Origin of the sequence: Arenimonas oryziterrae DSM 21050 = YC6267, assembly GCF_000420545.1 — a bacterium.
Classification (GTDB): Bacteria; Pseudomonadota; Gammaproteobacteria; order Xanthomonadales; family Xanthomonadaceae; genus Arenimonas; species Arenimonas oryziterrae.
Map to the genome: position 1 here is coordinate 54,929 of NZ_ATVD01000004.1, position 23,370 is coordinate 78,298.

Annotated in this window: 25 protein-coding genes and 2 tRNA genes; 4 read left to right on the forward strand and 23 right to left on the reverse strand. The window is 65.9% G+C overall.

Annotated elements, in window-relative coordinates; genetic code table 11:
* Positions 1 to 44 precede the first annotated feature (44 nt).
* From G467_RS0111115 to G467_RS16480, 4 genes are all read left to right on the forward strand, one after another.
* A complete protein-coding gene (locus tag G467_RS0111115) occupies positions 45 to 1,382 on the forward strand; it encodes a hypothetical protein (RefSeq protein ID WP_022969817.1) in 1,338 nt (445 codons plus the stop codon).
* A 9-nt stretch (positions 1,383 to 1,391) separates the two neighbouring features.
* Positions 1,392 to 2,291, forward strand: a complete 900-nt coding sequence (locus tag G467_RS0111120; protein ID WP_022969818.1) for a metal ABC transporter substrate-binding protein — start codon at positions 1,392 to 1,394, stop codon at positions 2,289 to 2,291.
* Positions 2,288 to 3,094 carry a metal ABC transporter permease gene (locus G467_RS0111125; RefSeq protein WP_022969819.1) on the forward strand — a complete coding sequence of 269 codons (807 nt, stop codon included), beginning with the start codon at positions 2,288 to 2,290 and terminating at the stop codon, positions 3,092 to 3,094. Before G467_RS0111120 ends, G467_RS0111125 begins: the two co-directional genes overlap by 4 nt.
* 73 nt (positions 3,095 to 3,167) lie before the next feature.
* Positions 3,168 to 4,610 carry a cation:proton antiporter gene (locus G467_RS16480; protein ID WP_022969820.1) on the forward strand — a complete coding sequence of 481 codons (1,443 nt, stop codon included), beginning with the start codon at positions 3,168 to 3,170 and terminating at the stop codon, positions 4,608 to 4,610.
* On the opposite strand, the gene G467_RS17585 is transcribed toward G467_RS16480, so the two are convergent.
* The 23 genes from G467_RS17585 to ppsR all read right to left on the reverse strand — a co-directional run bounded on the left by G467_RS17585 (position 4,583) and on the right by ppsR (position 23,340).
* Positions 4,583 to 5,287 (reverse strand): 4'-phosphopantetheinyl transferase family protein, encoded by a 705-nt coding sequence (locus tag G467_RS17585; RefSeq protein ID WP_022969821.1) that lies wholly within the window; start codon positions 5,285 to 5,287, stop codon positions 4,583 to 4,585. The two genes, G467_RS16480 and G467_RS17585, sit on opposite strands and share 28 nt — an antisense overlap.
* Positions 5,287 to 6,513 carry a beta-ketoacyl-ACP synthase gene (locus tag G467_RS0111140; RefSeq protein ID WP_022969822.1) on the reverse strand — a complete coding sequence of 409 codons (1,227 nt, stop codon included), beginning with the start codon at positions 6,511 to 6,513 and terminating at the stop codon, positions 5,287 to 5,289. Before G467_RS0111140 ends, G467_RS17585 begins: the two co-directional genes overlap by 1 nt.
* The gene (locus G467_RS0111145) at positions 6,513 to 7,244 is read right to left on the reverse strand and encodes a 3-ketoacyl-ACP reductase FabG2 (protein ID WP_022969823.1); all 732 of its coding nucleotides are present in this window, start codon (positions 7,242 to 7,244) and stop codon (positions 6,513 to 6,515) included. The genes G467_RS0111140 and G467_RS0111145 overlap by 1 nt, the downstream gene beginning before the upstream one ends.
* Positions 7,241 to 7,699, reverse strand: a complete 459-nt coding sequence (locus G467_RS0111150) for a hotdog family protein (protein ID WP_022969824.1) — start codon at positions 7,697 to 7,699, stop codon at positions 7,241 to 7,243. Before G467_RS0111150 ends, G467_RS0111145 begins: the two co-directional genes overlap by 4 nt.
* Entirely contained in the window at positions 7,700 to 8,884 is a 1,185-nt protein-coding gene (locus G467_RS0111155) for a beta-ketoacyl-ACP synthase (protein ID WP_022969825.1), read from the reverse strand. It lies immediately after the preceding gene.
* Entirely contained in the window at positions 8,881 to 9,441 is a 561-nt protein-coding gene (locus tag G467_RS0111160; RefSeq protein ID WP_022969826.1) for a DUF3261 domain-containing protein, read from the reverse strand. The genes G467_RS0111155 and G467_RS0111160 overlap by 4 nt, the downstream gene beginning before the upstream one ends.
* Positions 9,429 to 10,661 carry an NAD(P)/FAD-dependent oxidoreductase gene (locus G467_RS0111165; RefSeq protein WP_022969827.1) on the reverse strand — a complete coding sequence of 411 codons (1,233 nt, stop codon included), beginning with the start codon at positions 10,659 to 10,661 and terminating at the stop codon, positions 9,429 to 9,431. The genes G467_RS0111160 and G467_RS0111165 overlap by 13 nt, the downstream gene beginning before the upstream one ends.
* Positions 10,662 to 10,663: 2 nt before the next feature.
* Positions 10,664 to 13,030, reverse strand: coding sequence for an MMPL family transporter (locus G467_RS0111170; protein WP_022969828.1), 2,367 nt, complete (start codon positions 13,028 to 13,030; stop codon positions 10,664 to 10,666).
* On the reverse strand, positions 13,023 to 13,643 hold the full coding sequence (locus G467_RS0111175; RefSeq protein WP_022969829.1) for a LolA family protein: 621 nt from the start codon (positions 13,641 to 13,643) through the stop codon (positions 13,023 to 13,025). Before G467_RS0111175 ends, G467_RS0111170 begins: the two co-directional genes overlap by 8 nt.
* A 5-nt stretch (positions 13,644 to 13,648) precedes the next feature.
* A complete protein-coding gene (locus G467_RS0111180; protein WP_022969830.1) occupies positions 13,649 to 14,068 on the reverse strand; it encodes an acyl-CoA thioesterase in 420 nt (139 codons plus the stop codon).
* Positions 14,058 to 15,611: an HAL/PAL/TAL family ammonia-lyase gene (locus G467_RS0111185; protein ID WP_026802604.1), complete on the reverse strand. Its 1,554-nt coding sequence runs from the start codon at positions 15,609 to 15,611 to the stop codon at positions 14,058 to 14,060. The genes G467_RS0111180 and G467_RS0111185 overlap by 11 nt, the downstream gene beginning before the upstream one ends.
* The gene (locus G467_RS0111190; protein ID WP_026802605.1) at positions 15,592 to 16,533 is read right to left on the reverse strand and encodes a lysophospholipid acyltransferase family protein; all 942 of its coding nucleotides are present in this window, start codon (positions 16,531 to 16,533) and stop codon (positions 15,592 to 15,594) included. The genes G467_RS0111185 and G467_RS0111190 overlap by 20 nt, the downstream gene beginning before the upstream one ends.
* The gene (locus G467_RS0111195; protein WP_022969832.1) at positions 16,530 to 17,300 is read right to left on the reverse strand and encodes a glycosyltransferase family 2 protein; all 771 of its coding nucleotides are present in this window, start codon (positions 17,298 to 17,300) and stop codon (positions 16,530 to 16,532) included. The genes G467_RS0111190 and G467_RS0111195 overlap by 4 nt, the downstream gene beginning before the upstream one ends.
* Complete coding sequence (locus G467_RS16490) at positions 17,297 to 19,009, reverse strand: ApeI family dehydratase (RefSeq protein ID WP_022969833.1); 1,713 nt, start codon at positions 19,007 to 19,009, stop codon at positions 17,297 to 17,299. The genes G467_RS0111195 and G467_RS16490 overlap by 4 nt, the downstream gene beginning before the upstream one ends.
* Positions 19,002 to 19,550, reverse strand: coding sequence for a COG4648 family protein (locus tag G467_RS0111205; RefSeq protein ID WP_026802607.1), 549 nt, complete (start codon positions 19,548 to 19,550; stop codon positions 19,002 to 19,004). Before G467_RS0111205 ends, G467_RS16490 begins: the two co-directional genes overlap by 8 nt.
* A gap of 2 nt (positions 19,551 to 19,552) precedes the next feature.
* Positions 19,553 to 19,822, reverse strand: a complete 270-nt coding sequence (locus G467_RS0111210) for an acyl carrier protein (RefSeq protein WP_022969835.1) — start codon at positions 19,820 to 19,822, stop codon at positions 19,553 to 19,555.
* A gap of 36 nt (positions 19,823 to 19,858) precedes the next feature.
* Entirely contained in the window at positions 19,859 to 20,074 is a 216-nt protein-coding gene (locus G467_RS0111215) for a phosphopantetheine-binding protein (RefSeq protein WP_245559069.1), read from the reverse strand.
* Between the two features lie 31 nt (positions 20,075 to 20,105).
* The gene (locus tag G467_RS0111220; RefSeq protein ID WP_022969837.1) at positions 20,106 to 20,912 is read right to left on the reverse strand and encodes a lysophospholipid acyltransferase family protein; all 807 of its coding nucleotides are present in this window, start codon (positions 20,910 to 20,912) and stop codon (positions 20,106 to 20,108) included.
* Complete coding sequence (locus G467_RS0111225; RefSeq protein WP_026802609.1) at positions 20,872 to 21,609, reverse strand: beta-ketoacyl synthase chain length factor; 738 nt, start codon at positions 21,607 to 21,609, stop codon at positions 20,872 to 20,874. Before G467_RS0111225 ends, G467_RS0111220 begins: the two co-directional genes overlap by 41 nt.
* A 139-nt stretch (positions 21,610 to 21,748) precedes the next feature.
* A tRNA-Glu gene (locus G467_RS0111230) sits at positions 21,749 to 21,824 on the reverse strand.
* A 19-nt stretch (positions 21,825 to 21,843) separates the two neighbouring features.
* Positions 21,844 to 21,919 (reverse strand) — tRNA-Ala (locus tag G467_RS0111235).
* A 43-nt stretch (positions 21,920 to 21,962) separates the two neighbouring features.
* On the reverse strand, positions 21,963 to 22,460 hold the full coding sequence (locus G467_RS0111240) for a DUF1249 domain-containing protein (RefSeq protein ID WP_022969839.1): 498 nt from the start codon (positions 22,458 to 22,460) through the stop codon (positions 21,963 to 21,965).
* A 58-nt stretch (positions 22,461 to 22,518) separates the two neighbouring features.
* Complete coding sequence (gene ppsR / locus G467_RS0111245; RefSeq protein ID WP_026802610.1) at positions 22,519 to 23,340, reverse strand: posphoenolpyruvate synthetase regulatory kinase/phosphorylase PpsR; 822 nt, start codon at positions 23,338 to 23,340, stop codon at positions 22,519 to 22,521.
* Positions 23,341 to 23,370: the final 30 nt, after the last annotated feature.

The window sequence follows — 23,370 nt, forward strand, 5'->3', positions numbered from 1 at the left end:
GCCCGACCGATGTCGTGACACGCATGAATCGATCAGGAAAAACCATGAAACAGTCGTTGTTGTGCCTTTGCATTCTGGCGGGCCTGAGCTCGCCCGTCCTCGCTGCACCCGCTGCGCAGGACAAACACGTCGAAGATCTGGAAGCACGCATCAAGGTGCTCGAAGCCAATGCCGAGGCGATGCGTCAGCAAGCCGCCGAAGCAATGAGCGCCTTGCAGGCCACCCGCGAGGAAATCGAGGCGCTCAAGCAGTCGCAGCAGACACCGGTCGCCAGCGAGGAAGCTCCCGCCGCCCCCTCGGGCGATGCCTCGGCGGCGAATGCGTTCAATCCGGCGATCAGCATCATCCTCAATGGCAGCTATGCGCATCACTCGCTGAATCCCGACAGCTACAACCGTTCCGGTTTCCCGCTGGCCGGTGAAGCGGGTCCAGGTGTGCAGGGTCTGTCGCTGGGGGAAAGCGAGATCGCGTTCTCGTCCAACATCGACGAGAAGTTCTACGGCCAGTTGACGCTGGCGATCGGCAGCGAAGACGGCCAGGACGAAGTCGGCGTCGAAGAAGCCTACATCGAGACGACTTCCCTGCCCGACGGCCTCACGCTGCGCGCCGGCCGCTTCTTCTCCAACATCGGCTACCTCAACAACCATCACGCGCACACGGACAATTTCTCCGATCGCCCGCTGGCCTACCAGGCGTTTCTCGGCAACCAGTACGGCGACGACGGCGTGCAGCTGAAGTGGGTCGCACCGACCGATCTGTTCTTCGAAGTCGGCGGCGAAGTCATGCGCGGCCAGAACTATCCGAGCGGCGGTGCCGCGCACAGCGGGGTCGGCGTACATACGCTGTTTGCGCATGCGGGTGGCGATGTCGGCCTGGAGAATTCCTGGCTCGCCGGCGTGTCGGTGCTGCAGTCGAAAACCGAAGGCGGCGAAGACGGCTTCACCGGCGACAACCGTCTGTACGTAGCCGACATGACCTGGCGTTGGGCGCCGCAGGGCAATTCCAAGGATGGCGGCATCACCTTGCGCGGCGAATACTTCGTCGACGACCGCGACGGCGAGTACGTCGATGCGGTCGATCCGTTGTTGAACCAGGCCTGGACAGGCAAGCGACACGGCGCGTACGTCGAAGGCGTGTGGCGCATCAATCGCACCTGGGATGCCGGCTATCGCTATGACCGTCTGTGGGCCCAGGACACGGGACCGGTGGCGAGCGATTTCGACCCGTATCGCCACAATGTGATGGTCACCTGGCGCAACAGCGAATTCAGTCTGCTGCGGTTGCAGTTCAGCCAGGACCGTCCCAATCCGAACGACACGGACAACGCCGTGACCCTGCAGTACCAAACCGCCCTGGGTGCCCACGGCGCCCACAAGTTCTGAGGACACATCATGAACAAGACACTGCTCTCCATCGCGCTCGCCGCGAGTCTGTTGTCCACCGCCGCGCAGGCGAAACTACGTGTTTTCGCCTGCGAACCCGAGTGGGCGTCGCTGACGCAGGAACTGGCCGGCGACAAGGTCGACATCGACGTCGGCACCTCCGCCCTGCAGGACGTGCACCAGATCGACGCCAAGCCCAGCCTCATCGCGAAAGTGCGGCGCGCCGATCTCGTCGTCTGCTCCGGTGGCGGCCTCGAAGTGGGCTGGCTGCCGCAGCTCGTCCGTCAGTCGGGCAATCCGAAGATCGCGTCCGGCGCCGGGTCGTTCATGGCCGTCAGCCAGGTCGTTGCTTTGGAAAAACCGACCGCACTCGATCGCGCCGCCGGTGATGTGCATCCGGAAGGCAATCCGCATATCCAGATGGATCCGCGTCGCGTGCTCACGGTCGCCAAAGCCCTGGATGCCCGACTGATCCAGATCGATCCCGCGAACGCCGCCGTCTACCAGCAACGGCTCGCCGATTTCAACGGCCGCTGGACGGCAGCGATCCAGCGCTGGGAAGCGAAGGCGGCGCCGCTCAAGGGCCGCAACATCGTCGTGCATCACCGCAGTTGGATCTATCTCGAGCAATGGCTGGGCCTGCATGAAGTCGGCGCGCTCGAGCCCAAGCCCGGCGTGCCGCCGACCAGCGCGCATCTGTCCGGCCTGATCGACACGACCAAGAGCCAAAAGACGCTCGCGATCGTGCGCGCGGCCTATCAGGATCCGAAAGCCAGCCAGTGGCTGGCCGAACGCACCGGTGTGCCGGCGGTGAGCCTGCCGCTGACCGTGGGTGGCGATGCGCAGTCGAAGGATCTGTTCGGTCTGTTCGATTCGACGATCGACAAACTGCTGGGAGCGGCGAAGTGAGCCTGTCGATGAATCTCGAGGGACTCGACATCAGCATTCTCGGTCCGGCTTGCGTGGCCGGACTGATCGTGCTGTCCACGCATGTGCCCCTCGGCAAGCAGGTGCTGTCGCGCGGCATCATCTTCATCGATCTGGCGATCGCACAGATCGCCGCGCTCGGCGTGATCCTCGCGCAATTCATGGGCATCGAGGAACAGGGCCTCGGCGTGCAGATCGCGGCGGCCGTCGCCGCGCTCGCAGGTGCCGGTCTGCTGAGCTGGACCGATCGTCGCTGGCCGGAATACCAGGAGCCGCTGATCGGCACCCTGTTTGTTCTTGCAGCGACCGGTGGCCTGCTCCTGCTCGCGAACAATCCGCAGGGCGGCGAACATCTCAAGGACCTGCTGGTCGGGCAGATTCTGTGGGTGAGTTTCGCGCAATTGATTCCCGCCGCGATTCTGTCGGTGATCCTGCTGGCTTTCATGTGGCTGCGGCGCGGACGTCTGGTCGGTCTGGCGTTCTATGCCCTGTTCGCGCTGGCGATCACCACCTCGGTGCAGCTGGTCGGCGTGTACCTGGTGTTCGCCAGCCTGATCGTGCCGGCATTGGCGACCGCCGGCATGAGCGGCAAGAAGCAGCTGATCGCTGCGTATGCGATCGGTATTGCCGGCTACGTCTCCGGTCTCGCACTCTCGGCGGTGTTCGATCTGCCGAGCGGTGCGTTGATCGTCTGGACGCTGGCGGCGTGCGCCCTGCTCGCCCAGGCTTTTCCGGGCGTGCGCCGTTCGCATCCGGCGCATGCTCCGAAGGATGTCGCGGCCTGAACACGCCGGACAGGGAACCGGAAGCCGGATGATCTGAGACAATCCGGCTTTCCCGGCCCTGTTCGCGCCCCTCATGTCCGATGCTCCAACGCCGCCGGCCAAGCCGGTCGCCGACGCCCAACCCGCCGCTGCGCCCACGCCGTCCAGCGCACAGGCGTCCTGGCTGCGCTATGCGACCCTGGCCGTGCTGCCCTTGTTGGCCGGCCTCTACCTCATCGCGCGCGCGCCGGCAGGCAAACCCATGGCGGCGATGTCGGCCGACTGGCTGACACATCTGGAACAGCCGCTGCCGCGTTTCATGCTGCAACTGCTGGTCGTGCTCACCGCCGCGAAACTCGCGGGCCTGGCGATGCGCCGCGTCGGGCAACCGGCGGTTATCGGCGAAATGCTCGCGGGCATCCTGCTCGGGCCGTCCCTGCTCGGCTGGGTCTGGCCGCAGGCGCAGGCGCTGCTGTTTCCGGCGGCCTCGCTGGCGACGCTGGGAAATATCAGTCAGCTTGGCGTGCTGGTTTTCATGTTTGCGGCCGGCGCCGAAGTCGATCTGCCGCGCTTGCGCGGACAGAAGGGCCGCACCCTGCTCATCAGCCACACCGGCATCGCGCTGCCTTTCCTGCTCGGCATCCTGCTCGCCCTGCCGCTGCATGCCGGCTATGCACCGGCCGGGGTCGGGTTCGCCGGATTCGCGATGTTCCTGGGCATCGCCCTGAGCGTGACGGCGTTTCCGGTGCTGCTGCGCATTCTCGAGGAACGCGGCACTCTCGGCAGTCCGATCGGCCTGATCGCGGTCGCCTGCGCGGCGCTCAGCGACGCCACCGCCTGGGCGATGCTCGGCGCGATCGTGGCGATCGTGCAATCGCAGAGCCTGGTCAGCGTCGGCGTGAGCCTGTTGCTGGCCTTGGGCTTCGCCTGGCTGATCGTGGCGCGCACCCGCCGCTGGTTCGCCGGCTGCGAGGTGCCCACGCACCGCGAACCGCAATGGATGCTCGGCATGGTGCTGCTGATCCTGGTCTGCGCCTTGTTCACTGATGCGATCGGCCTGCACGCGATGTTCGGTGCCTTCCTCGCGGGCATCGCGGTGTCGCGCAGCACCCGTCTGCGCAACCTGGTCGAGACCAAGATCGAACCGTTCGCGTCGGTGCTGTTGCTGCCGCTCTTCTTCGCGAGTACCGGTCTGCGCACGCGCATCGATCTGCTCAGCGGCAACGAGTGGCTGCTGTGTCTGGCGATCGTGATCATCGCCACCGTCGGCAAACTCGGCGGTACGGTGATCGCCGCGCGCTGGTCGGGCATGCCTTGCGGCGATGCACTGCGCCTGGGCGCCCTGATGAACACGCGCGGGCTCATGGAGCTGATCGTGCTTGGCCTGGGTTACGAACTGGGCCTGATCAACGGTTCGCTGTACGCGATCCTCGTGCTCGTCGCGATCGTGACGACGGTCATGACCGGTCCGCTGCTGGGCTGGATCGACCGCGCCGAAGCGCGGCGTGCTCAACCGGTTTCGACGACGTCCCAGTAACGCGGCGCATCGACGCCCGGCCAGCCCGAGACGTCGGCGCGAAGGCCCCTGGAGCCGGCCAAGGCCATCACCAGCAAGCGATCCGGCCGCTGCCAGGACTGCATCGTGGCCTGCCCGGCGATGACCTCGTGCGGCGTCTGCCGACGCGTGCGTTGCGGTCGCAGCCCCGTGCCCTGGCGTTTTCCCCAGGCTTCCTTGAGTGTCCAGTGCAGATAGAAGTGCGCCGCGCGACGCGCGTCGTCGACCTGCACCAGCGCCGCGCATTCTTCCGGCGAAAAAAGAAACTCGGCGAGACTCGGCAGATCGCGCGGTTTGGCGCCGGTTTCGATATCGAGACCGATGGCCTCGCCGGCAATGGCCACCGCCACCCAGTCGCTACTGTGGCTGATCGAGGCATGCAAAACGGCATCGATGCCGGTCGGCGCCTGCAGCCGCGGTGCACCGTGGTCGTCGCGGGTGAGCAGCCAGGCGGCCGCGTCGCCCCCGTGGTGTTCGGCCGCCAGCTCGCGCAACAACCAGTGCCCCGCGAGAAATTGACGACGCCGGAGCGGCGATGCCATGGCATCGAGGCGGCGACGCTCGTCGTCATGCAGCCAGGCCGGATCCCGCAGGGCTGCCAGCGCGTCGAAGGCCGCGAGTGGAGCGAGCCGGATCTGCGCCCTTCCGACGCGTTGCATCACGGCCAGCGGCGCAGCACGAGCGAAGTATTGATGCCGCCGAACGCGAAGTTGTTGCTCATCACGTATTCGGCCTGCAGGGCGCGGCCACCGCTCATGATGTAGTCGAGCGCACCGCAGCGCGGATCGACCGCATCGAGATTAATGGTCGGCGCGAACCAGCCTTCGCGCATCATTTCGTAGGTGATCCAGGCTTCGAGCGCACCGCAGGCACCGAGCGTGTGCCCGGTATAGCTCTTGAGCGAGCTGATCGGCATGCGGTCGCCGAACACCGCGTGCGTCGCGGTGCTCTCGGCGATGTCGCCGTGATCGGTCGCCGTGCCGTGCGCGTTGACGTAGGCGATCGCCTCCGGTGGCAGCCCCGCGTCCTTCAATGCCAGGCGCATCGCGATCGCCATGGTGTCGGCATTGGGCTGGGTCACGTGCTGGCCGTCGCTATTGGTGCCGTAGCCGACGATCTCGGCATGGATGCGTGCGCCGCGGGCGCGTGCATGGTCGTAGTCCTCGAGAATCAGGGTGCCGGCGCCTTCGCCGATCACCAGCCCATCGCGCTTGATGTCGAATGGGCGCGGCGTGAGCTCGGGCGTGTCGTTGCGCGTGCTGGTCGCGAACAGGGTGTCGAACACCGCCGCATCGGTGACATCGAGTTCTTCCGCGCCGCCGGCCAGCATCACATCCTGGTGTCCCGCCTTGATCGACTCATACGCATAGCCCACGCCCTGGCTGCCCGAGGTGCACGCGCTGGAGGTGGTGATGATGCGGCCGGTGATGCCGAAGAACACGCCAATATTCACCGGCGCGGTATGGCTCATCATCTTGATGTAAGTCGTGGCATTGATGGTCTGCGTATTCTTTTCCAGCACCATGCGGCCGAAATCGCTCATGGACGCCGGCGTGCCTGCGGACGATCCGTAAGAAATGCCGACGCGCCCGCTCTTGAGTAGCGGATCGCCGAGCAGACCGGCGTCGATCAAGGCCAACTCGCTCGCACGCGTAGCCATCAGCGCGACGCGGCCCATGCTGCGCGTGCTCTTGCGGTTGTAGTGCTCGGGCAGTTCGAAAGGCGCCGCCGGCACGCCCAGGCGCGTGTTCAGGCCCTTATAGATCGACCAGTCGTCGTAGTGCTGCACGCAATTGCGTTCGGCGCGCAGGTTGGCGAGCACCGTCGGCCAGTCGTGACCCAGCGGGCTGATCGCGCCCATCCCGGTGATGACGACGCGCCGCATCAAAGCATTCCTCCATTCACCGAAATCACCTGGCGGGTGATGTAGCCCGCCCCTTCCGACATCAGGAAGCTCGCGAGCGCGGCGACCTCCTGCGGCTGGCCGATCCGGCGCATCGGGATCATCTTCATGGCTTCCTCGACGATCTCGGCAGCGATCATGTCGGTCTCGATGAGACCGGGAGCGATGCAGTTCACGGTGATCTCGCGTTTGGCCAGTTCCAGCGCGAGTGCCTTGGTTGCGCCGATGATGCCGGCCTTGGCGGCGCTGTAGTTGGTCTGCCCGCGATTGCCCGCCAGGCCGGACACCGACGCCAGCGTCACGATGCGACCGGGCTGGCGCCGACGCACCATCGGCATCACCAGCGGCTGCAGGACGTTGTAGAAGGCATCGAGATTGGTGTGGATGACGCTGTCCCACTCTTCGCCGGTCATCGCCGGGAAGGCGTTGTCGCGAGCGATACCGGCGTTGCAGACGACGCCGTAATAGGCGCCATGCGCTTCGATGTCGTCCGTGATGGCAGCAGCGCAGGCGGCGCGGTCGCTGACATCGAAGCTCAATACCTGGGCCGCGCGACCGAGCGCCGCGATCTCGGCGGCGACGTGCTGTGCCTCTTCGACGCGGCTGCGGCAATGCACGGCGATGTCATAGCCGTCGCTGGCCAGTCGCAATGCGATCGCCCGGCCGATGCCACGGCTGGCGCCGGTGACGAGAATGCGGGAGCTGGGATTCATGGGGCGTGGCCCTCCAGGAAGGCGCCGGGATTGCGGGGTTCGAACACGGAGACGTTGGCTTTCGCGATTTCTTCGGCGCCGTCGAGAATGCGACAGGAAAACATGCCGACACCGTTGTCGCCGAAGATTTCGCGATGCGCTTCGATGCGCAGGGTCGTGCCGAACGCGAAGTGGGGACGCGTGCATTCATAGCGGCGCGTGCCGAGCAGGAAACCGAGGGTCACACTTTCGCCGCGTTGCAGGGCTTCGTGTCCGGCCCAGGCGGCAATGGCCTGGGCCATGTATTCGATGCCGACCCAGGCCGGGACGCCGAGGTCGTCGGCGAACAGATGATCGCTGCGCACGTCGGCCTCGACGACAACGTTGTCCGCGTCGCAGGACAGCAGGCGATCGACAAACAGCATCGCACCACGGTGCGGCACGACCTGCTCGATGCGCAGAAGCGGCGCGGTCATTCAATCGGCTCCCAGTACGAGAGCGGCATTGCTGCCGCCGAACGCGAAGCTCTGGCTGAGCACGTGGCGCGGTCGGCGCGGCGCGTGCTCGCCCGGTCGCACCAGATGCACGGGCGGCAACGCCGGGTCCGTCTCGCCATCCCACCAATGCGGCGGCAAGAGCCCGCGGGGATTGTTCACGAGCGTGAGCCAGCTGATCGCCGCCTCGATCGCGCCCGCCGCGCCGAGGGTATGCCCGGTCAGCGGTTTGGTCGAACTGGCGGGTGTCGACGGACCCCACAGACGGGCGATCACCTGGCTCTCCATCGCATCGTTGTGCGGGGTCGCCGTGCCATGCAGATTAATGTAGTCGATGGCCTCGGCCGACAGACCGGCGCGCCGCAGGGACTGCGCGATCGCCTCCGTCGCGCCCTGCCCGCTCGGGTCGGGCGCCGACATGTGGTGGGCGTCGGCACTTTCGCCCCAGCCGGCCAGGCGTACGGCGCCTTCCTCGCGGGTCATCAGGAACAGGGCCGCGCCCTCGCCGATGTTGATGCCGCGGCGATGGACCGAAAACGGATTGCAGCGCGTCGGCGACACCGACTCCAGCGCGCTGAAGCCAGCGATGGTGAATGCGCACAACGAATCGGCGCCGCCGGCAATCACGGCATCGGCCATGCCGGCCTGGAGCAGGCGCGCACCCGAGGCCAGGGCCTTGGCGCTGGACGAACACGCCGTGGAAATCACGTGCGCCGGACCGGTCGCACCGAAGTGCTGCGCGAGAAACTGCGCCGGCGTGCCCATCTCCTGCTGCGCATAGTGGAATTGCGTTGGCCAGTGGCCGTGCTCGCGGTAATGGCGTTGCGCGCGTTCGCTTTCGCCGACGCCGGAGGTGCTCGTGCCGAGCACGATCGCGACCCGGTGTGCGCCGAATTTCGCAATCGCCTGCTCGACGGCGGCACGGATTTCCTGCGCGGCGAGCGCCAGCAAGGAATTGTTGCGTCCTTGCAGCGCGACGGGCATCGAATCGAGATTGGGCAATGCCTCATGCACGACGCCCAGCGCCAGCGATCGGCCGGGTGTGAATGCCTCCGTCGCAGAAACGCCACGCGGGGCATCATCGGCGAACAAGGCGGCCGTGACAGCATTGCGGCCATGGCCGAGCGCGCAAACCAGGCCAAGATCGTTGAGGAAGACCCGACTCACGGCGACGGCTCCGACAGCGGCACCGACACGATGACCAGACGATAGCCGTCGCGATGCTGGGTGATTTCGATGCGATCAGGCGCCGTCATGCGAACTTCCGTCACCACGGTCGTGTCCTGCAGCAATTGCCGCACGCCCTCGGTCTCGCGCAGCGTCCAGCCGGCGGGCAAGGCGGCGCGAATCTCCGCGACGGGCCAATACGCCAGTTGCAAATCACTGAGCACGCGCTCGGCCTGCAAGGCCGATGGCACCCAGTCGGCGCGAGTTTGTTCGAGGCGCTCGCCATCCCAATGCAGGCGCAGGGCCGACTGGCCCATCGCCTGGATCGCGAGTCGCACGTCCTGCGCATCGGCCTCGAGCAAGGCATCAAGCGCCTGCTCCTGCTTTCCGAAACGGAATTCCAGATGCTGTTGCAAGGCCAGCTCGCGACCCAAAGCGGCCGGCGACAGGTGCAACAGCGGGGCTGCGTCGCCCGGCGCACGCGCAGGAGCGACCGGCGCCGTCGCGCAGGCGCTCGCCAGCGCCGCCAAGAACAGGGCGGCGATCAGCCGGCGCACAGTTCCTCCAGCACTCCGAGGCGACGCTTGGATTCGGCGACGTAGGGATTGCTCTTGTCCCAGGCATAGCCGGCGAGGATCGCACTGATCATCTCGCGCACTTCCGTCGAGGCGTTTTCGAAGAAGATGATCTTCTGGAAGCTGCCGGCATACCAGGCTTCGACGAAAGCGCGGAAGGTGTCGACACCGTCGCGCAGGGGCCGGCCGTAGTCGGCCTCCCAGTCGATTCGCTCACCGGCAAACTGGCGCTGCAGACAGGCCGTCGCCAGGCTTGCGGACTTGAACGCGATGGTCACGCCTGAGGAAAACACCGGATCGAGGAACTCGCCGGCATTGCCCAGCAGCGCGTAGTTCTTTCCCCACAGGGATTTGACGTTGGCGGCATAGCCGATGATCTGACGCGCGGGCGTATCCCAGGTCGCATTCGCCAACAGTTTCGACAGACCAGGGTCCTCGCCGACGATCGCCTTGAGACGCGTGGTTTCATCGCCCTCGTACTGCGCCAGGAATTCCGTGCGCGCGACGACGCCCAGCGAGCAGCGGCCATTGGAGAACGGAATCGTCCAGTACCAGACATCCTGATGTTCGGGATGCACGGTCACCAGGATCTTGTTGCGGTCGAAACTGCCGCCCAGCGGCATGCCGTCCTCGACGTGGGTGAAGATCGCGCCGCGCGCCGGGAAGTTGGACGGCGTCTCGAGTTTCAGCAAGCGCGGCAGAATGCGTCCGAAGCCGCTGGCGTCGAGCAGGAACTGCGCATCGACGCGATACTCCTCGCCTTCCGGGCTGCGCGCGATGACGTGCGGTGTCTCGCCGTCGATGTCGATCGCGATGACCTCGTGTTTGAAACGCAGCTCGGCACCGGCGCGCTCGGCCGCCTTGGCGAGCACGTGGTCGAAGGTCGCGCGCTGCACCTGGTACGTGGTGCCCCAGCCCTTGGAAAACTTCTGGCGGAAATCGAACTCGGTGCGCTTGTCGCCGCAGGCGAAGGCCGCGCCGTTCTTGTACTGGAAGCCGGCCTCGACGACATCGCGCAGCATGCCGGCGGCCTCGATGTACTCCATGCTCTGCGGCAGCAGGCTTTCGCCAATGGAGAAGCGCGGAAACTGCTCCTTCTCCAGCATCAGCACCTGTCGCCCCTGCTGTCGCAGCATGCCCGCTGCCACCGACCCGGCCGGACCGGCACCGATGATGAGGATTTCCGTTTTCTCAGTGCGCATGCTCAGTCTCTTGCAGGAATGTCGAAGGATGTCTGGCCGACCGGTTCGATGATCGGACGAAAACACGGGGACAACAGCCAAACGAGACCGACGCCGAACAGCATCGTCAGTCCGAACACGTGCAGGGCCGGCGTCGCCGACAAGGCGAGCAGACCGAAGGCGAGCAAGGTGCTGCCCGCGCCCAGGCAGACCGCGAGCCAGCTCGCCCCGTCGCCGCGATGCTCGACGAGGAAGATGCCGTAGTCCACGCCCATGCCCAACAGGAGCAACAAGGCCAGCACGCTGAATAACTGGAAGGGCTCGCCCAGCCAGCCCAGCGCCGCGACACTGAGCACGATCGCGATCAAGGTCGGCACCAAGGCCCGCCAGGCTTGCTCGCGATAGCGCAGATACAGGGCCAGCGCGATCGCGACGACACCGGCCAACAGCAGCCAGGCCATCATCGCGCGGTAGTGGGACAGCAGTAGCGAAATCTCGCCGGTGCGATCGACCCAGGTCACGCCGGAGAGGCCGCCCGCCTGCGCTTTGAGCAAGGCCAGATCCGAGGTCGGGCCCACGCCCTGCAGCATCAGCACACTCGCCCAGCGCCCTTCGTGTTCGCCGAGCCACCGCGCGCGGAAAGCTTCCGCGACCGGCTGTTTCAGCCAATCTTCGATGCGCAGGGCCGAGGCGGCGAACACGGGGCGGACGAGTTCTTCGCCGGTCGCCTGCGAGACACGCGCGAGCACCTGGGCTTCGCGTTGCGCCGTCAGAGCGGCATCGGCGCGCTGACGGGCCTGCGAAGGCACCCAATCGGAAATCGCGCTGTAGCCGCCGAGCTTTCCATCGGCGAGCAGGAGATCGAGACGGGCCTTCAACAACTCTTCGCGGGCGAGCACCTGATCGGCGCTCGTGCCGCTGACCAGATAGAACTGCGCGGGGCTGGGCAAGCCAAGCAATCCGCCGATCTCGCGTTGCTGCGCGATGAGTTCGGCCGGCGAGTTCTGCAAGGCGCGCAGATCGTCGCGTACCTGCAATCGCTGCAGGCCGGTCACGGAAAACAGGAGCAGTGCGATGGCGACGATCCAGGCGAGCGGATGATCCGAACGCCAGCGCGGCCAGCCCGCCAGGGAATCGGCGATGCGATTGCCGAAGCGACTGATCGGACGCGGGCCGCGATCGAGCCAGGGGAACCAGCAAGCCACCGTCGCAAACGCGACCACCAACCCACTGGCGGAAAACACGGCCATCTGGCGCAAGCCAGGGAATGGTGCCAGCCCGAGCGCGAGATACGCCAGCACGCTGGTCGCCAACGCGAGCACCAGACCGGGCAGCAGCAGGCGCATGAGCCCGTGCGAAGACAGATCGCCATGACCCTGACGACAAGCGAAGTAATGGATGCCGTAGTCCTCGGCCACGCCGACCAGACTCGCGCCGAATACCAGGGTCAGAAGATGGATCTTGCCGAAGATCAGCACGGTCACGGCGACGCCGCCGGCGCAACCGATCAGCAAGGACAGCGCCACCAGCGCGACCGGACGCAGGCCGCGAAATGCCAGCCACATCAGGGCGATCACCGCGAGCAGCGATCCCCAGCCGATCGTGTTCATCTCCCAGCTCGCGCGCACCGCCGCGGCTTCCGCATGCAGGGGAACACCGGCGCGCAGCACGCGGATCGTCGGCGACGTCGCGCGCGCCGCGTCGGTCGCAGTGTCGAGCGCCGTTTTCAGCCGCGCCTGACCGTCGAGGTGGAACGCCGAGCTCGCGACGTCGTAGCGCAGGATCGCCCAGTCACTGCCGTCCTTGGACACACTGGCGATCCCATCGCGCAGGCCGATGCCCTGCCCCAGCCTGGCCTGCCACCACGACGTCCACAGGCCCAGCGGATCGGCGCGCCATTCGGTGAGGCCACCGCCCATCGCCGGACCATACAGGCTGGCAAGTGCGGTATCGCCGAGTTCGACGGGATCGGCCGCGCGCAGTTGCGTGCGTTGCGATGCGGTCAGCAGGCGGTCGCGATAGGGACGGTAGAAATCGATCGCCGCCGAGGCGGCGAGTTCGTCGCTCGCGGGCATCGACAGGGTCGGCGATGCTTTTAGGGTTTCGGTAAACGTTTGCGTCGCCTGGCGCACGGAAGCCCAGTCGCTTCCGCCGACGAGAACCACGATCTGGCGGGTGGCGCCGTCGACGATGCCGCGCTCGGCGAGTGCAAGCAACGGGTCGCGTTCTTCGCCCGGCAGCAGGGCCAGGACGTCGCTGTCGATCTTCGGCGAGCGCCAGAAGCCGATCTGCTGCACCACGAGCGCCAGCACCAGGGCCAGCCACAGCCACGCGGCCCAGCGCCAGACCTGGCGCAGACGCAGTTCCGTGGGAGCGAGCGGCTCAGTCAAACTGTCGGGCCTCGCGCGGGTCGAGCACGCCCGGTGTCTCGCGCAGATTCAGGAAACGGATCGTCGTACGGTCGCCGCTGACTTCCTCCAGCTGCACCCGGCGCACTTGCCGGTTGCCCTGCAGTTCGATGCGGCGAAAGACTTTCTGCAAGCCGCCCGGCTTGGGCACGAGCTCCAGAGTCCAGGCGCCCTCGGGCAACAGGGTTTCCTTGAGCACGAACTGCTGCGACAAGGCACTGACATTGCCGCCCAGCAAGGCCATCAGCAGTGCGTTCGCGGTGCGCACGGCCGGCGAATCACCCTTCGCGAGCAGATCGCGGCGACTGCCGTCGGCCTGCCGCGTGCTCAGGCGCTCGCGCGTGAGCACGATCGAAGACGCGAACGGACTGCGTGTGTTCCAGACGACGCCGCGCTTGCGGGCGAGCAGGAAGTCGCCTTTCGACAGCAGCGGATGGCGGAAACCCTGCAGGCTCTTTTCCTGCTCGAACTCGCCGCGCAGGACCGGCGTATCGGACAGGCGTTGCTTCACGCCCAGGCCCGGCTCGGCGCTGCGAGCCGCGGAGGCGCCCAGGCTCGCCGTGACCAGCAATACGATCGACAAAATCCGGAGCATCCCACTCATGCGCCGGTCACTCCGAGCCGTTCCAGCAAGATCGGCGGCGAGACGAAACTCATCTCGCCGGTGGCCACGCTGACCGCGACCTGGATCGTGTGGCCACGAGTCAGGACCTGGCCGGTCCCGGCATCGCGGATCTGGTAGTCGATCTTCAGCCGGTTCTCCCACTCGACGATCTGCGCGCGCACGATGAGCCGCTGCTGAAAATGCGCCGGGCGCACGTACTTCGAACGCAAGTCAACGATCGGCCAGACATAGCCCGATTCGCGCATCTGCAGATAGTCGAAATTGAAGCGCTGCAGCAAGGCGCAGCGCGCGAGCTCGAAATATTTCAGATAGTGGCCGTGCCAGACCACGACCATCGGATCGAGGTCGTGGAAGGCCGGGCTCAGTTCGATCTCGTGGCTCAGATCAGCGCGCATACAGACTCCAGGCTTCGCCGCGGATGGCGTTGACCAGGCCGAGCAATTCGCGGTCGAGCGCGCGATCTTCCTCGATCAGCGGCACGCGCACTTCCAGGTCGGCCATCATGCTGGCGAGTTCGTCGCCGATCGACAGGTCCGGCTGCACGCGTTGACGCAGGGCGATGCCTTGACGCGCGGTCACCAGCAAGGCCGCAGCGACCTGTTCGGTCAGCTCGAGCACGCGCAGGCAGTCGCGAGCGGCGATCGTGCCCATGCTGACCTTGTCCTGGTTGTGGCATTCGGTCGAGCGCGAGAACACCGACGCCGGCATCGTCAGCTTCAGTGCCTCGGCGGTCCAGGCCGATACGCTGATCTGCAGGGCCTTGAGACCATGATTGATCGCGGCCCGTGGACCCGTCGCCGCGGACAGGTTTGCCGGCAGCCCGTGGTTGTAGCGTGCGTCCACGAGCAGGGCCATCTGCCGGTCCATGAGATCGGCGAGATTCGCGACCAGATTCTTCATCGAATCCATCGCGAACGCGATATGCCCGCCATAGAAATGACCGCCGTGCAGCACCAGTTCCTGGTCCGGGTCGATGATGGGATTGTCGTTGGCGCTGTTGAGCTCGTTCTCGATGGTGTCGCGGAAGAACGGCAAGGCATCTTCGAGCACGCCGATGACATGCGGTGCGCAGCGCAGGGAATAGCGGTCCTGCAGGCGCTGGTCGTTGCGCGTCGGCCGCTCGCAATGCAGGTCCTCGCGCAGGCGTGCGGCGATGCGCTGCTGACCGGCGTGCGGCTTCACCGCGAACAAGGCCTCGTCGAAATGATGGGCATTGCCCGCGCTGGCCAACACGTTGAATGCGGTCAGGCGCGTGCACAGGCGCGACAGATAGTCGGCGCGCTGCCAGGCCAGGCAGGCCAGTGCCGTCATCACGGCGGTGCCGTTCATGATCGCGAGACCTTCCTTCGGCCGCAGTTGCAGCGGGGTCAGCTGGTGGCGCGCCAACGCCTCGGTCGCGGCCAGCGTTTCGCCGCCCAGGCTGACCTCGCGTTCGCCGCACAGCACAGCGGCGACGTAGGACAGCGGCGTCAGATCGCCACTCGCGCCGACCGAGCCTTCGGCCGGGATGCGCGGCAGGATGTCGTGACGCAACAGGGCTTCCAGCTGCTCCAGCAGGCACAGGCTCACGCCCGACATCCCCTGCGCGAGCGAGGCCAGGCGTGTCGCGAGTACGGCGCGGGTTTCGTCGGCATCGAGAAAACGACCCAGGCCGCAGCCGTGATAGGTGTAGAGGTGGTGCGGCAGTTCCGCGATCAGCGCCGGCGGAATGTTCACCGTGCAGGAATCGCCGTAACCGGTACTGATGCCGTAGACCACGCCATCTTCGGCAATAAGCCGGTCGACGAAATCGGCGCCGCGCTGGATGCGCGCGCGGAACGCCGGATCGGCATTCAGACGCGGCTCGCCGCGGCGTTGTGCGAGCGCGACGACATCCTCGATGCGCAGGCGATCGCTGCCGAAGATCACCGGAGTCCTGTCAGCGGGGGGCGTGTGCATGAGTCGTTTGGTCCCAGAAGGGGAAAAAATTGAACCAGTCGTAGGGCGAGAGACGCAATCGTCCCTCCATCCAGCGGGCGAATTCGCCGGCGTAGGCCGTCAGCGCCTGCTCGCGTGTGCCTCGCGGCAGACGCACCTGTTCGGCGAGCAGGCTGACTTCGACCTGGTAGCCCTCGCCATGATGCAGGCAACCGATCAGATACGCCGGGCATTGCAACAAAGAAGCCAGCAGGTAGGGGCCGATGGGTAGCGGCGCCGAATGCCCGAGGAAAGGCACCTGCACTACGCGGTCGCCCTGCACCGGCACGCGGTCGCCGGCGATCGCGATGAATTCGCCCGCGGCCACCCGGTCGGCCAGCATCATCACCGTCACCGCAGAAAAATCCGTGACCTGCATCAGGCTCACGCGCGAGTCGGGATTGAGCCGATGCAGTAGGCGATTGAAGCGCTGCGCATGCGCGGTGTGCACAAGGATGGTCACGCGCAGACCCTCGCGATGCACGGCCGCCGTCTGCAGCAATTCCAGGCAGCCCATATGCGCCGTGATCATCACCCCGCCCTGCCCCCGGCCGATTGCCGCGAGCACCGCTTCGTGGCCGTGGAATTCCAGACGCTCGCGTCGATAGCGGCCGCTCATCGCCAGCGCCTTGTCGAGCAGGGTTTCGGCGAAGCAGATGAAGTGCCGGAAGCTGTGGCGCAGGCCCGGCGCCCGCTCGAATACCTGGTGGCTCGCCTGCAGTCGCTCCAGATATTCGCGTGAGGCGCGACGCGCCATCGGCCGCGTCAGCCAGTAGTAGAAGACCACCGGATACAGGCACAGCCGGAACGGCGTGCGCCCGAACCAGCGATACACGCCGTACAAAAACCAGATGCCGGCGACAAAGGTGCTCTCGCCCACGCTGGCCCAGTGCCGGCCGCTCATGCGCCGGTCGCCTTGCGCCACAGCAGGCGCGGCGACCGCCACAACATGCCGAAGAACAGTTTCGCGTGCATGCGCGAGATGCGCACGTTGTCGCGCCAGACATCGAAATGCGACACCCCGTCCAGCGGATAGGTGACGCGCGTCGGACGGTTGCGCACGCGTACGCCGCGCCAATGCAGACGCACCAGAATCTCGCAGTCGAAATCCATGCGCCGGCCGATCGCCACCGAATCGATGAGCGCGATGACCGGCGCGAGCGGGTAGACGCGGAATCCGCACATGGAATCACGGATGTCGAAGGACAGCGTATTGATCCAGATCCAGATATGCGTGGCGTAGCGGCCGTACAGCCGCCCCTTCGGCACCGAGGCGTCGTAGATCGGGCAGCCGCAGACAATCGCCGCCGGATGCGCCCGCGCTTCGGCGAGAAAACCACCGATGTCAGCCGGATCGTGCTGGCCGTCGGCGTCGATCTGCAGGACATGCGTGTAGCCGCGCCGCGCGGCTTCGCGGAAACCGGCCATGACGGCGCCGCCCTTGCCCTGGTTTTCCGTCAGGCGAACCAGGAACACCTCGCCCGGATGCGCTGTGGCCAGCGCGTCCAGTGCGCGCGCGCAGCCGGCTTCAGAACCATCGTCGACGAGAACGCAGGCGATGTTCTGGGCGCGTACGCCCGCGACCATGATGCCGATCGCGTGTTCGTGGTTGTAGACCGGGATCACCACGACCGGCCGGAAATCGGGATCACCCACGGACGGCGAGCTCACGGGACAAGCTCTTCGGCCGCGACCGGCAGCGCGGTGAACAACACGCGACCGCTGGCATGCGCGCCCAGCTCGGAGGTGTAGCGGAACGCCAGCGCACCGTGGTTCTCCTGCCAATCCAATTGCAGGTTCAGTCGCGTTCCCGGACGCACCAGCAACTGGAACTTCAACACATCCATGCGCGCGAACTGGCGCTGCAACGCAAACGCCTCGCGGCCGAGCCGGATCGCCCAGTCGAGCAAAGCCACGCCCGGCAAGACCGGCGTGATCGGGAAATGGCCGTCGAACACGGCGAGCTCGGCGTCGACGTCCAGATTCAGGCTGACAGTGTTCGCCGTGCGGCTCTGCCAGTCGGGTCGGGGCAACAGGGGTTTGAACAACACGGCCAGTCGCGCCTCGGTGACCTTGCCCTGCGTGTCGACCGGCAGGGTCTCGACGAAGCGCCAGCGGCGCGGCAAGGCGATCGCGTCGATGCTGCCCGCCAGGATGTCGCGCAGTTTCTGCACCAGTACCCGTTTGCCGGCGCTGGCCAGCAGGTCGCGTCCTTCGTGCGTCAGCCGGCAGACGGCGGCGACGACCGTGCGTTCGCCCGTCAGCAGCAAGGTCCGCGCCTCGTGTACCAGCGGCGACGCTTGCAGGCCGCGCTCGATCGCCGTCAGCGAAATGCGCCGCTCCTCGATCTTCACGATGCGATCCGCGCGTCCGACCAGCACGAATCCCTGCTCGACCGCGACCGCGCGATCGGCGCTGACGAACCACTGCGCATCCGGCAGATGCGCCGACCGCACGGCCAGCGTCTCGCCGTCGATGCGCCAATCGACGCCGCGCAGCGGCGACCAGGCCTGCGTGCTGCCCTGCCGCGACGCGATGCCGCCGGTCTCGGTGCTGCCGAACACTTCCACCGGAACGACGCCCCACAATCGGTGCACCGATGCCGAGGCTTCCGGCGGCAAAGGACCGCCCGAGGAAAACACGGCACGCAAGCCGGGCTTCATCGCGCGCCAATCGATGGTTGTGGACAGACGTTTGAGATGGGCGGGACTGCTGACGAGCACCGAGGGCTGCGCATCGAGCGTCGCGGCGATCTGTTCGGGATAGGCCAGCCGCTGTGCGGCGAACGGGCGCCCGGCGGCGAGCGGCCACAGCACGCGGAACAGCAAGCCGTAAATGTGTTGATGGGAGACCGTGCCGTGGATCGTCGCGCCGTCGATGGCGACGCCGAAACGGCTTTCCAGCGACGCAATCTCGCTGTCGAGCTGATGCAGGCGTTTTTCCACGGCGGCCGGCTCGCCACTGGAGCCCGAGGTGTAGATCACCAGGCGCGTGCTGCGCAGATCCAGAGGCCGCAGCACGTCGTCGCCGGCATCGCCGTGCGCGAAGTCGGGCTGCAAGCCATCGGGCAGGTCGCCAGCGAAGGCATCGACGACGGTGCGCAGCCGCTCCAGTGTGTCGGGCAGGACGTCGCCAGGCAAAGTGACTATTTTTCCGGCGTGCCAGGCACCGAACAAGGCCGCGGCGAAACTCAGGCTACTTTCGGCATGCAGGGCGACGCGCGTGCCGGCTTCGCGACGGAAGCGGCATCGCCAGGCCAACACCTGCCGGCGAAACGATTCGAACGGGACGGCGGCGCCGTGTTCGAAGGCGACAATGCGCGCGGCATCCGCAGATGCGTCGCCGGAGAACAACAAAGGCAGCGCACGCCACTCAGCCATGCGCCTGCCCCGCTTTCACGCGACGTCGCACCAACCATTCGCCGGCAAACAGCACGCCCATCAATACGTACGCCAGAAGCCCGTTGTACAACGCCCACACAGCGTCGGAACACCACAGCGCCGTGATCAGCGCGATGCTGCCATTGAGCACGAAGAACCCACACCAGACGATCGTCACCTTGCGCGTATAGACGACGCCTTCCGGCGGAAGATCCGGTTCCTGCAGGCGCGCCAGACGCTCGATGACCGTCGGCGGATGCCGCAGGCTCACCGCGAACACGACCAGCATCACGGCATTGACGAGCACGGGATAGAGTTTCAGCGGCATCGCGTCGTTGCCCAGCACGCTGAACAACACGAGCACGCCGGCACCGGCGGCGGCGGCGAGCCAAAGACGATCGCGGCTGATGACGGCGCGTGCCGTCGCCATCACCAGCAGGAAAATCGCCAACCAGCGCGGCTCGACATGGCCCAGTCCGAAATAGATCGCGAGCGGATACAGGAGCGTCACCAGCCAGATCAAGGCCGTACGCAAGCGCATGACTAGCTGCCGGTCGAGGCTTCGTGTCCCGTCTGCATCATGCCGTGCACGGCATCGACGACGTCCGAGACGGTGCGCACGGACTTGAAGGCTTCGGGCTTGAGGGAACTGCCGATCAATGGCTTGAGCTGCACGATCAGATCGACCGCGTCGATACTGTCGATGTCCAGGTCCTCCCCCAGCTTCGCGTCGAGACGGATGCGTTCGGCTTCGATCCCGAACGTATCGCGCAGGATGGCGGAGATGCGCTGGTAGAGCTGTTCCTTGGTCATGATCGGGTTCTTCTTCTACGAGCCTCGGCGGGCTCTTTATTGCTTGCGGTTGGCGGCCACGAACGCGCACAGCGTCTGCACGCTGGCGAAATGGCGGCGGGTGTCTTCGGAATCGGCGGACAGGGTCACGCCGTAACGCTTTTGCAGGGCCAGACCCAGTTCCAGCGCGTCGATCGAGTCCAGGCCCAGGCCTTCGTTGAACAAGGGCGCGGCGGCGTCGATGTCGGCGGGCGTGACATCCTCGAGGGACATGGAACTGATGATCAGATCCTTGATTTCTGCTTCAAGCGCTTGCAATGGGCCGCTCCAGATCGAAATAGCCGGTCAGGTGTTCGGTCAGCTTCCGTGCCGCCTGGGCTTCGCTCGTTCCGGCAAGAAACGGGGCCACCGGCATGTCCTCTCGGACCTCAATGGACACATGAAAACGACGTGAAGGCACACGATACCATTTCTCACCTTTCGACAGGGTCGGCGGGCTGCAACGGATGATCACCGGCGTGATGTCGCGCAGGCCGCGAACAGCGATATTCGCCGCTCCGCGCTGCAGGGTCGCGGGCCCCGTTCGGGGGGTCCGGGTGCCCTCGGGGAAGATGATGAGATTCTTTCCTGAACGCAGCGAGGCGATGCAGTCCTCGATCAGGCCGGCCCCGTTGTCGTTGCAGATGTAGCGCGTCGCACGCACCGGCCCGCGGGTGAAAGGATTGGTGGCCAGGCGGGATTTCACGACGCAGTCGGCATTGGGAATCAGCGAGACCAGGAACACCACGTCGATGAGGGTCGGATGGTTGGCCAGGACCAGCAGGCCCCGACGCTCGAGCCGCTCCGCGCCGCGGATTTCATAGGTTAGGACGCCCATGCGGTGCATGAACCCGATGAACAGCGCGAAGCTGCGGTGGATGATCGCCCGCGCCTTCTGGCTGCGGACCTCCAGATCGCGCACCAGCAAGCTCAGCAGCGGAAACACCAGCAGCCACAGGATCACCCCGCCGATGCCGAAGCTCAGGAAACTCAGGCCGGTGGCGATGACCCGCCAGGCGTAGTTCAGACGCTCACGCATGCCGTTGCCAGCGCCAGCATCGACCGGACGCATGGAATTCCATCGCCGCGTCGTCCGAAAGCAGGAAACGCAGCACTTCCAGGCCATGCGGCAGCCCGGTCGGTGCCTGTCCGTCCGCATCCGTGCCGTCGCCGTCGAGGGAAAACCCGGCGTCGCCGGCTTGGGCGGCGGCGATGCGCAAGGCCCAGGCGTAGTCGGCCGCGGGCTCGTCCGCGTAGGGGGCATAGGCGTCGGGCGGGCATCCGTCGTACATCGCGATCAGCACTTCCTCGGCGCCATCAGAAAGCAGGCCCAAGGCCTCGATCACGGCGGCTTCCGCGCTCGCCGCCCCCGCTGACACCGCCGAATAATTACCGGTGAGCTTGCGCGCGATGCTGTACTGCGCGGCGATCGCGTTGTGCGTGGACAGACCGAAATTCGTCGGCGACAGGGCTTCATCGCGCGCCAGTGCGTCGAGCATCTCGTAGGTGCGGCTCAGATCGCCGTGCCGGGACGCGAACACCAGCGGAACCGCTGTATCGACCGAGACCTGGCACCAGTAAGCCACCTGCAAGGCCATGCGCCCGAGGTTTTCCACACGTCGCCGCTGCATCGCCGGCATTTCCGCCAAGGCAGGAGTGTCCTCGCCCTTAGGCAGATGCGGTTGGCGGGCCCAGTCCAGCCAGGCCTGCCGGTCGGTCAGCCCCGGCGCGAACGCGTGCCAGTCCTTGAGAAGAAAATGCGGCTTCATTCGTTCGGCATCGCGCAGGAAAGTCCGGAACCAAGGCGTCGGGGCGACATTGTCGCCGGATTCGGCACCGAACCGCAGATGCAAAAAACCCGGCCGGAGCCGGGTCTTTGCTGCCTTGGCTTTCACTCCAAGGCCAGTGTGGCGTCCCCACGGGGATTCGAACCCCGGTCGCTACCGTGAAAGGGTAATGTCCTAGGCCTCTAGACGATGGGGACAACGACTGTTTGAAACTAGTGGTGGAGCTAATCGGGATCGAACCGATGACCTCTACAATGCCATTGTAGCGCTCTCCCAGCTGAGCTATAGCCCCACCGAAGGAAGAAGCGGAATATTAACGGCGTCGATTTCCGTCGTCAAGCGCAAACGACGGATTGCTCGTCGGCATCTTCCGGAGCGAGCGGCTTCAGGGTCTGCGGGCCATGCCCCTGCCCGGCCAGATACTCGAGCCATTTGTTGAGAAAATTGTTCATGCGCAGGCGGTGGCCGAGCAGAACTTTCGGCGACGGATACAGGCCGAGTACGTCCTGCCAGTGCCGGCCCACATAACAATGCGTGACTTCCGCCTGGCGCGCGTCGCGGTAGATGCGCACATAGGCGGACGGATCGGGCTGGCCGGTCTGCGGGTCCTTGAGCCGGTAGCTCAGGCGCAATTCCAGCGTGTACGGATGCACCTCCAGCACTTCGACCAGCAGTTCGAGGCCACCGGCGACCTGCGAGACGTAGCTGCCCTGGCGCAATTGCGCATGGTCGAACAGTCGCGACAGCCGCTGATAATTCTCGCCATAAAGCCCCATCAGCCACGCGAAGCGGCTGAAACGGGGCAAGGACGATCGGGTGATCAAGCTGCTCATGGCAGGATGCTAGCACGCGATTTACGGCGTTCTGCAGCCTGTTTCGGGACTTGCGAAATCAGAACATGTGGCGCTGAATACCGAATTGCGCCAGCACTTTGCTGGCGATCTCCTCGATCGATGTATGGGTCGTGCTCAGCGAGGGCAGCCCGACAATCTTGAACAGCGATTCAGCGCGCGCGACCTCCGCCCGGCATTGCTCGATCGTCGCGTAGCGCGAATTGGGCTTGCGCTCGGTGCGGATTTGCTGAAGCCGCACCGGATCGATGGTCAGGCCGAACAATTTGCGTCGGTAGGGCTTGAGGCGCTTGGGCAACTCGTCGATTTCCAGGTCGTCCTCGGTCAGCGGGTAATTGGCCGCCTTGACGCCGTAATGCAGGGCCAGATACAGGCAGGTCGGCGTCTTGCCCGAGCGCGACACGCCCACCAGGATCAGGTCCGCCTCGCCGTAATCCAGATCGACGCCGTCGTCGTGGGTCAGCGCGTAGTTGGTCGCGTTGATGCGGGCCTCGTAGGCGGCGAAATCGACCAGGCCGTGCGCCTTGCCGGCGCGCGCCTGCCGCTTCATACCCAGCTCCTGCTCAAGCGGCAGGATGAAGGGGGCGAAGACGTCGAGCATCAGGGCGCCGCTGTCGCCGAGAATCGCGATCAGCTCCATGTCCACCGCGCTGTTGACCACGACCGGACGCAGGCCGGCGCGTTCACCGGCCTCGCGGATCTGCGCGGCGGCGGCCTGGGCCTTGTCGACCGAATCCACGAAGGCGATGCGGGTCGTCTCGAATTCCACGCCCTCGAACTGGGTGAGCAGGCTGTGGCCGATGGTTTCGGCGGTGATGCCGGTGCCGTCGGAGATGTAGAAAACCGGTCGCTTCTGGCTCATGGACAAGGAATGGCTCGGAATGGCGCGGGT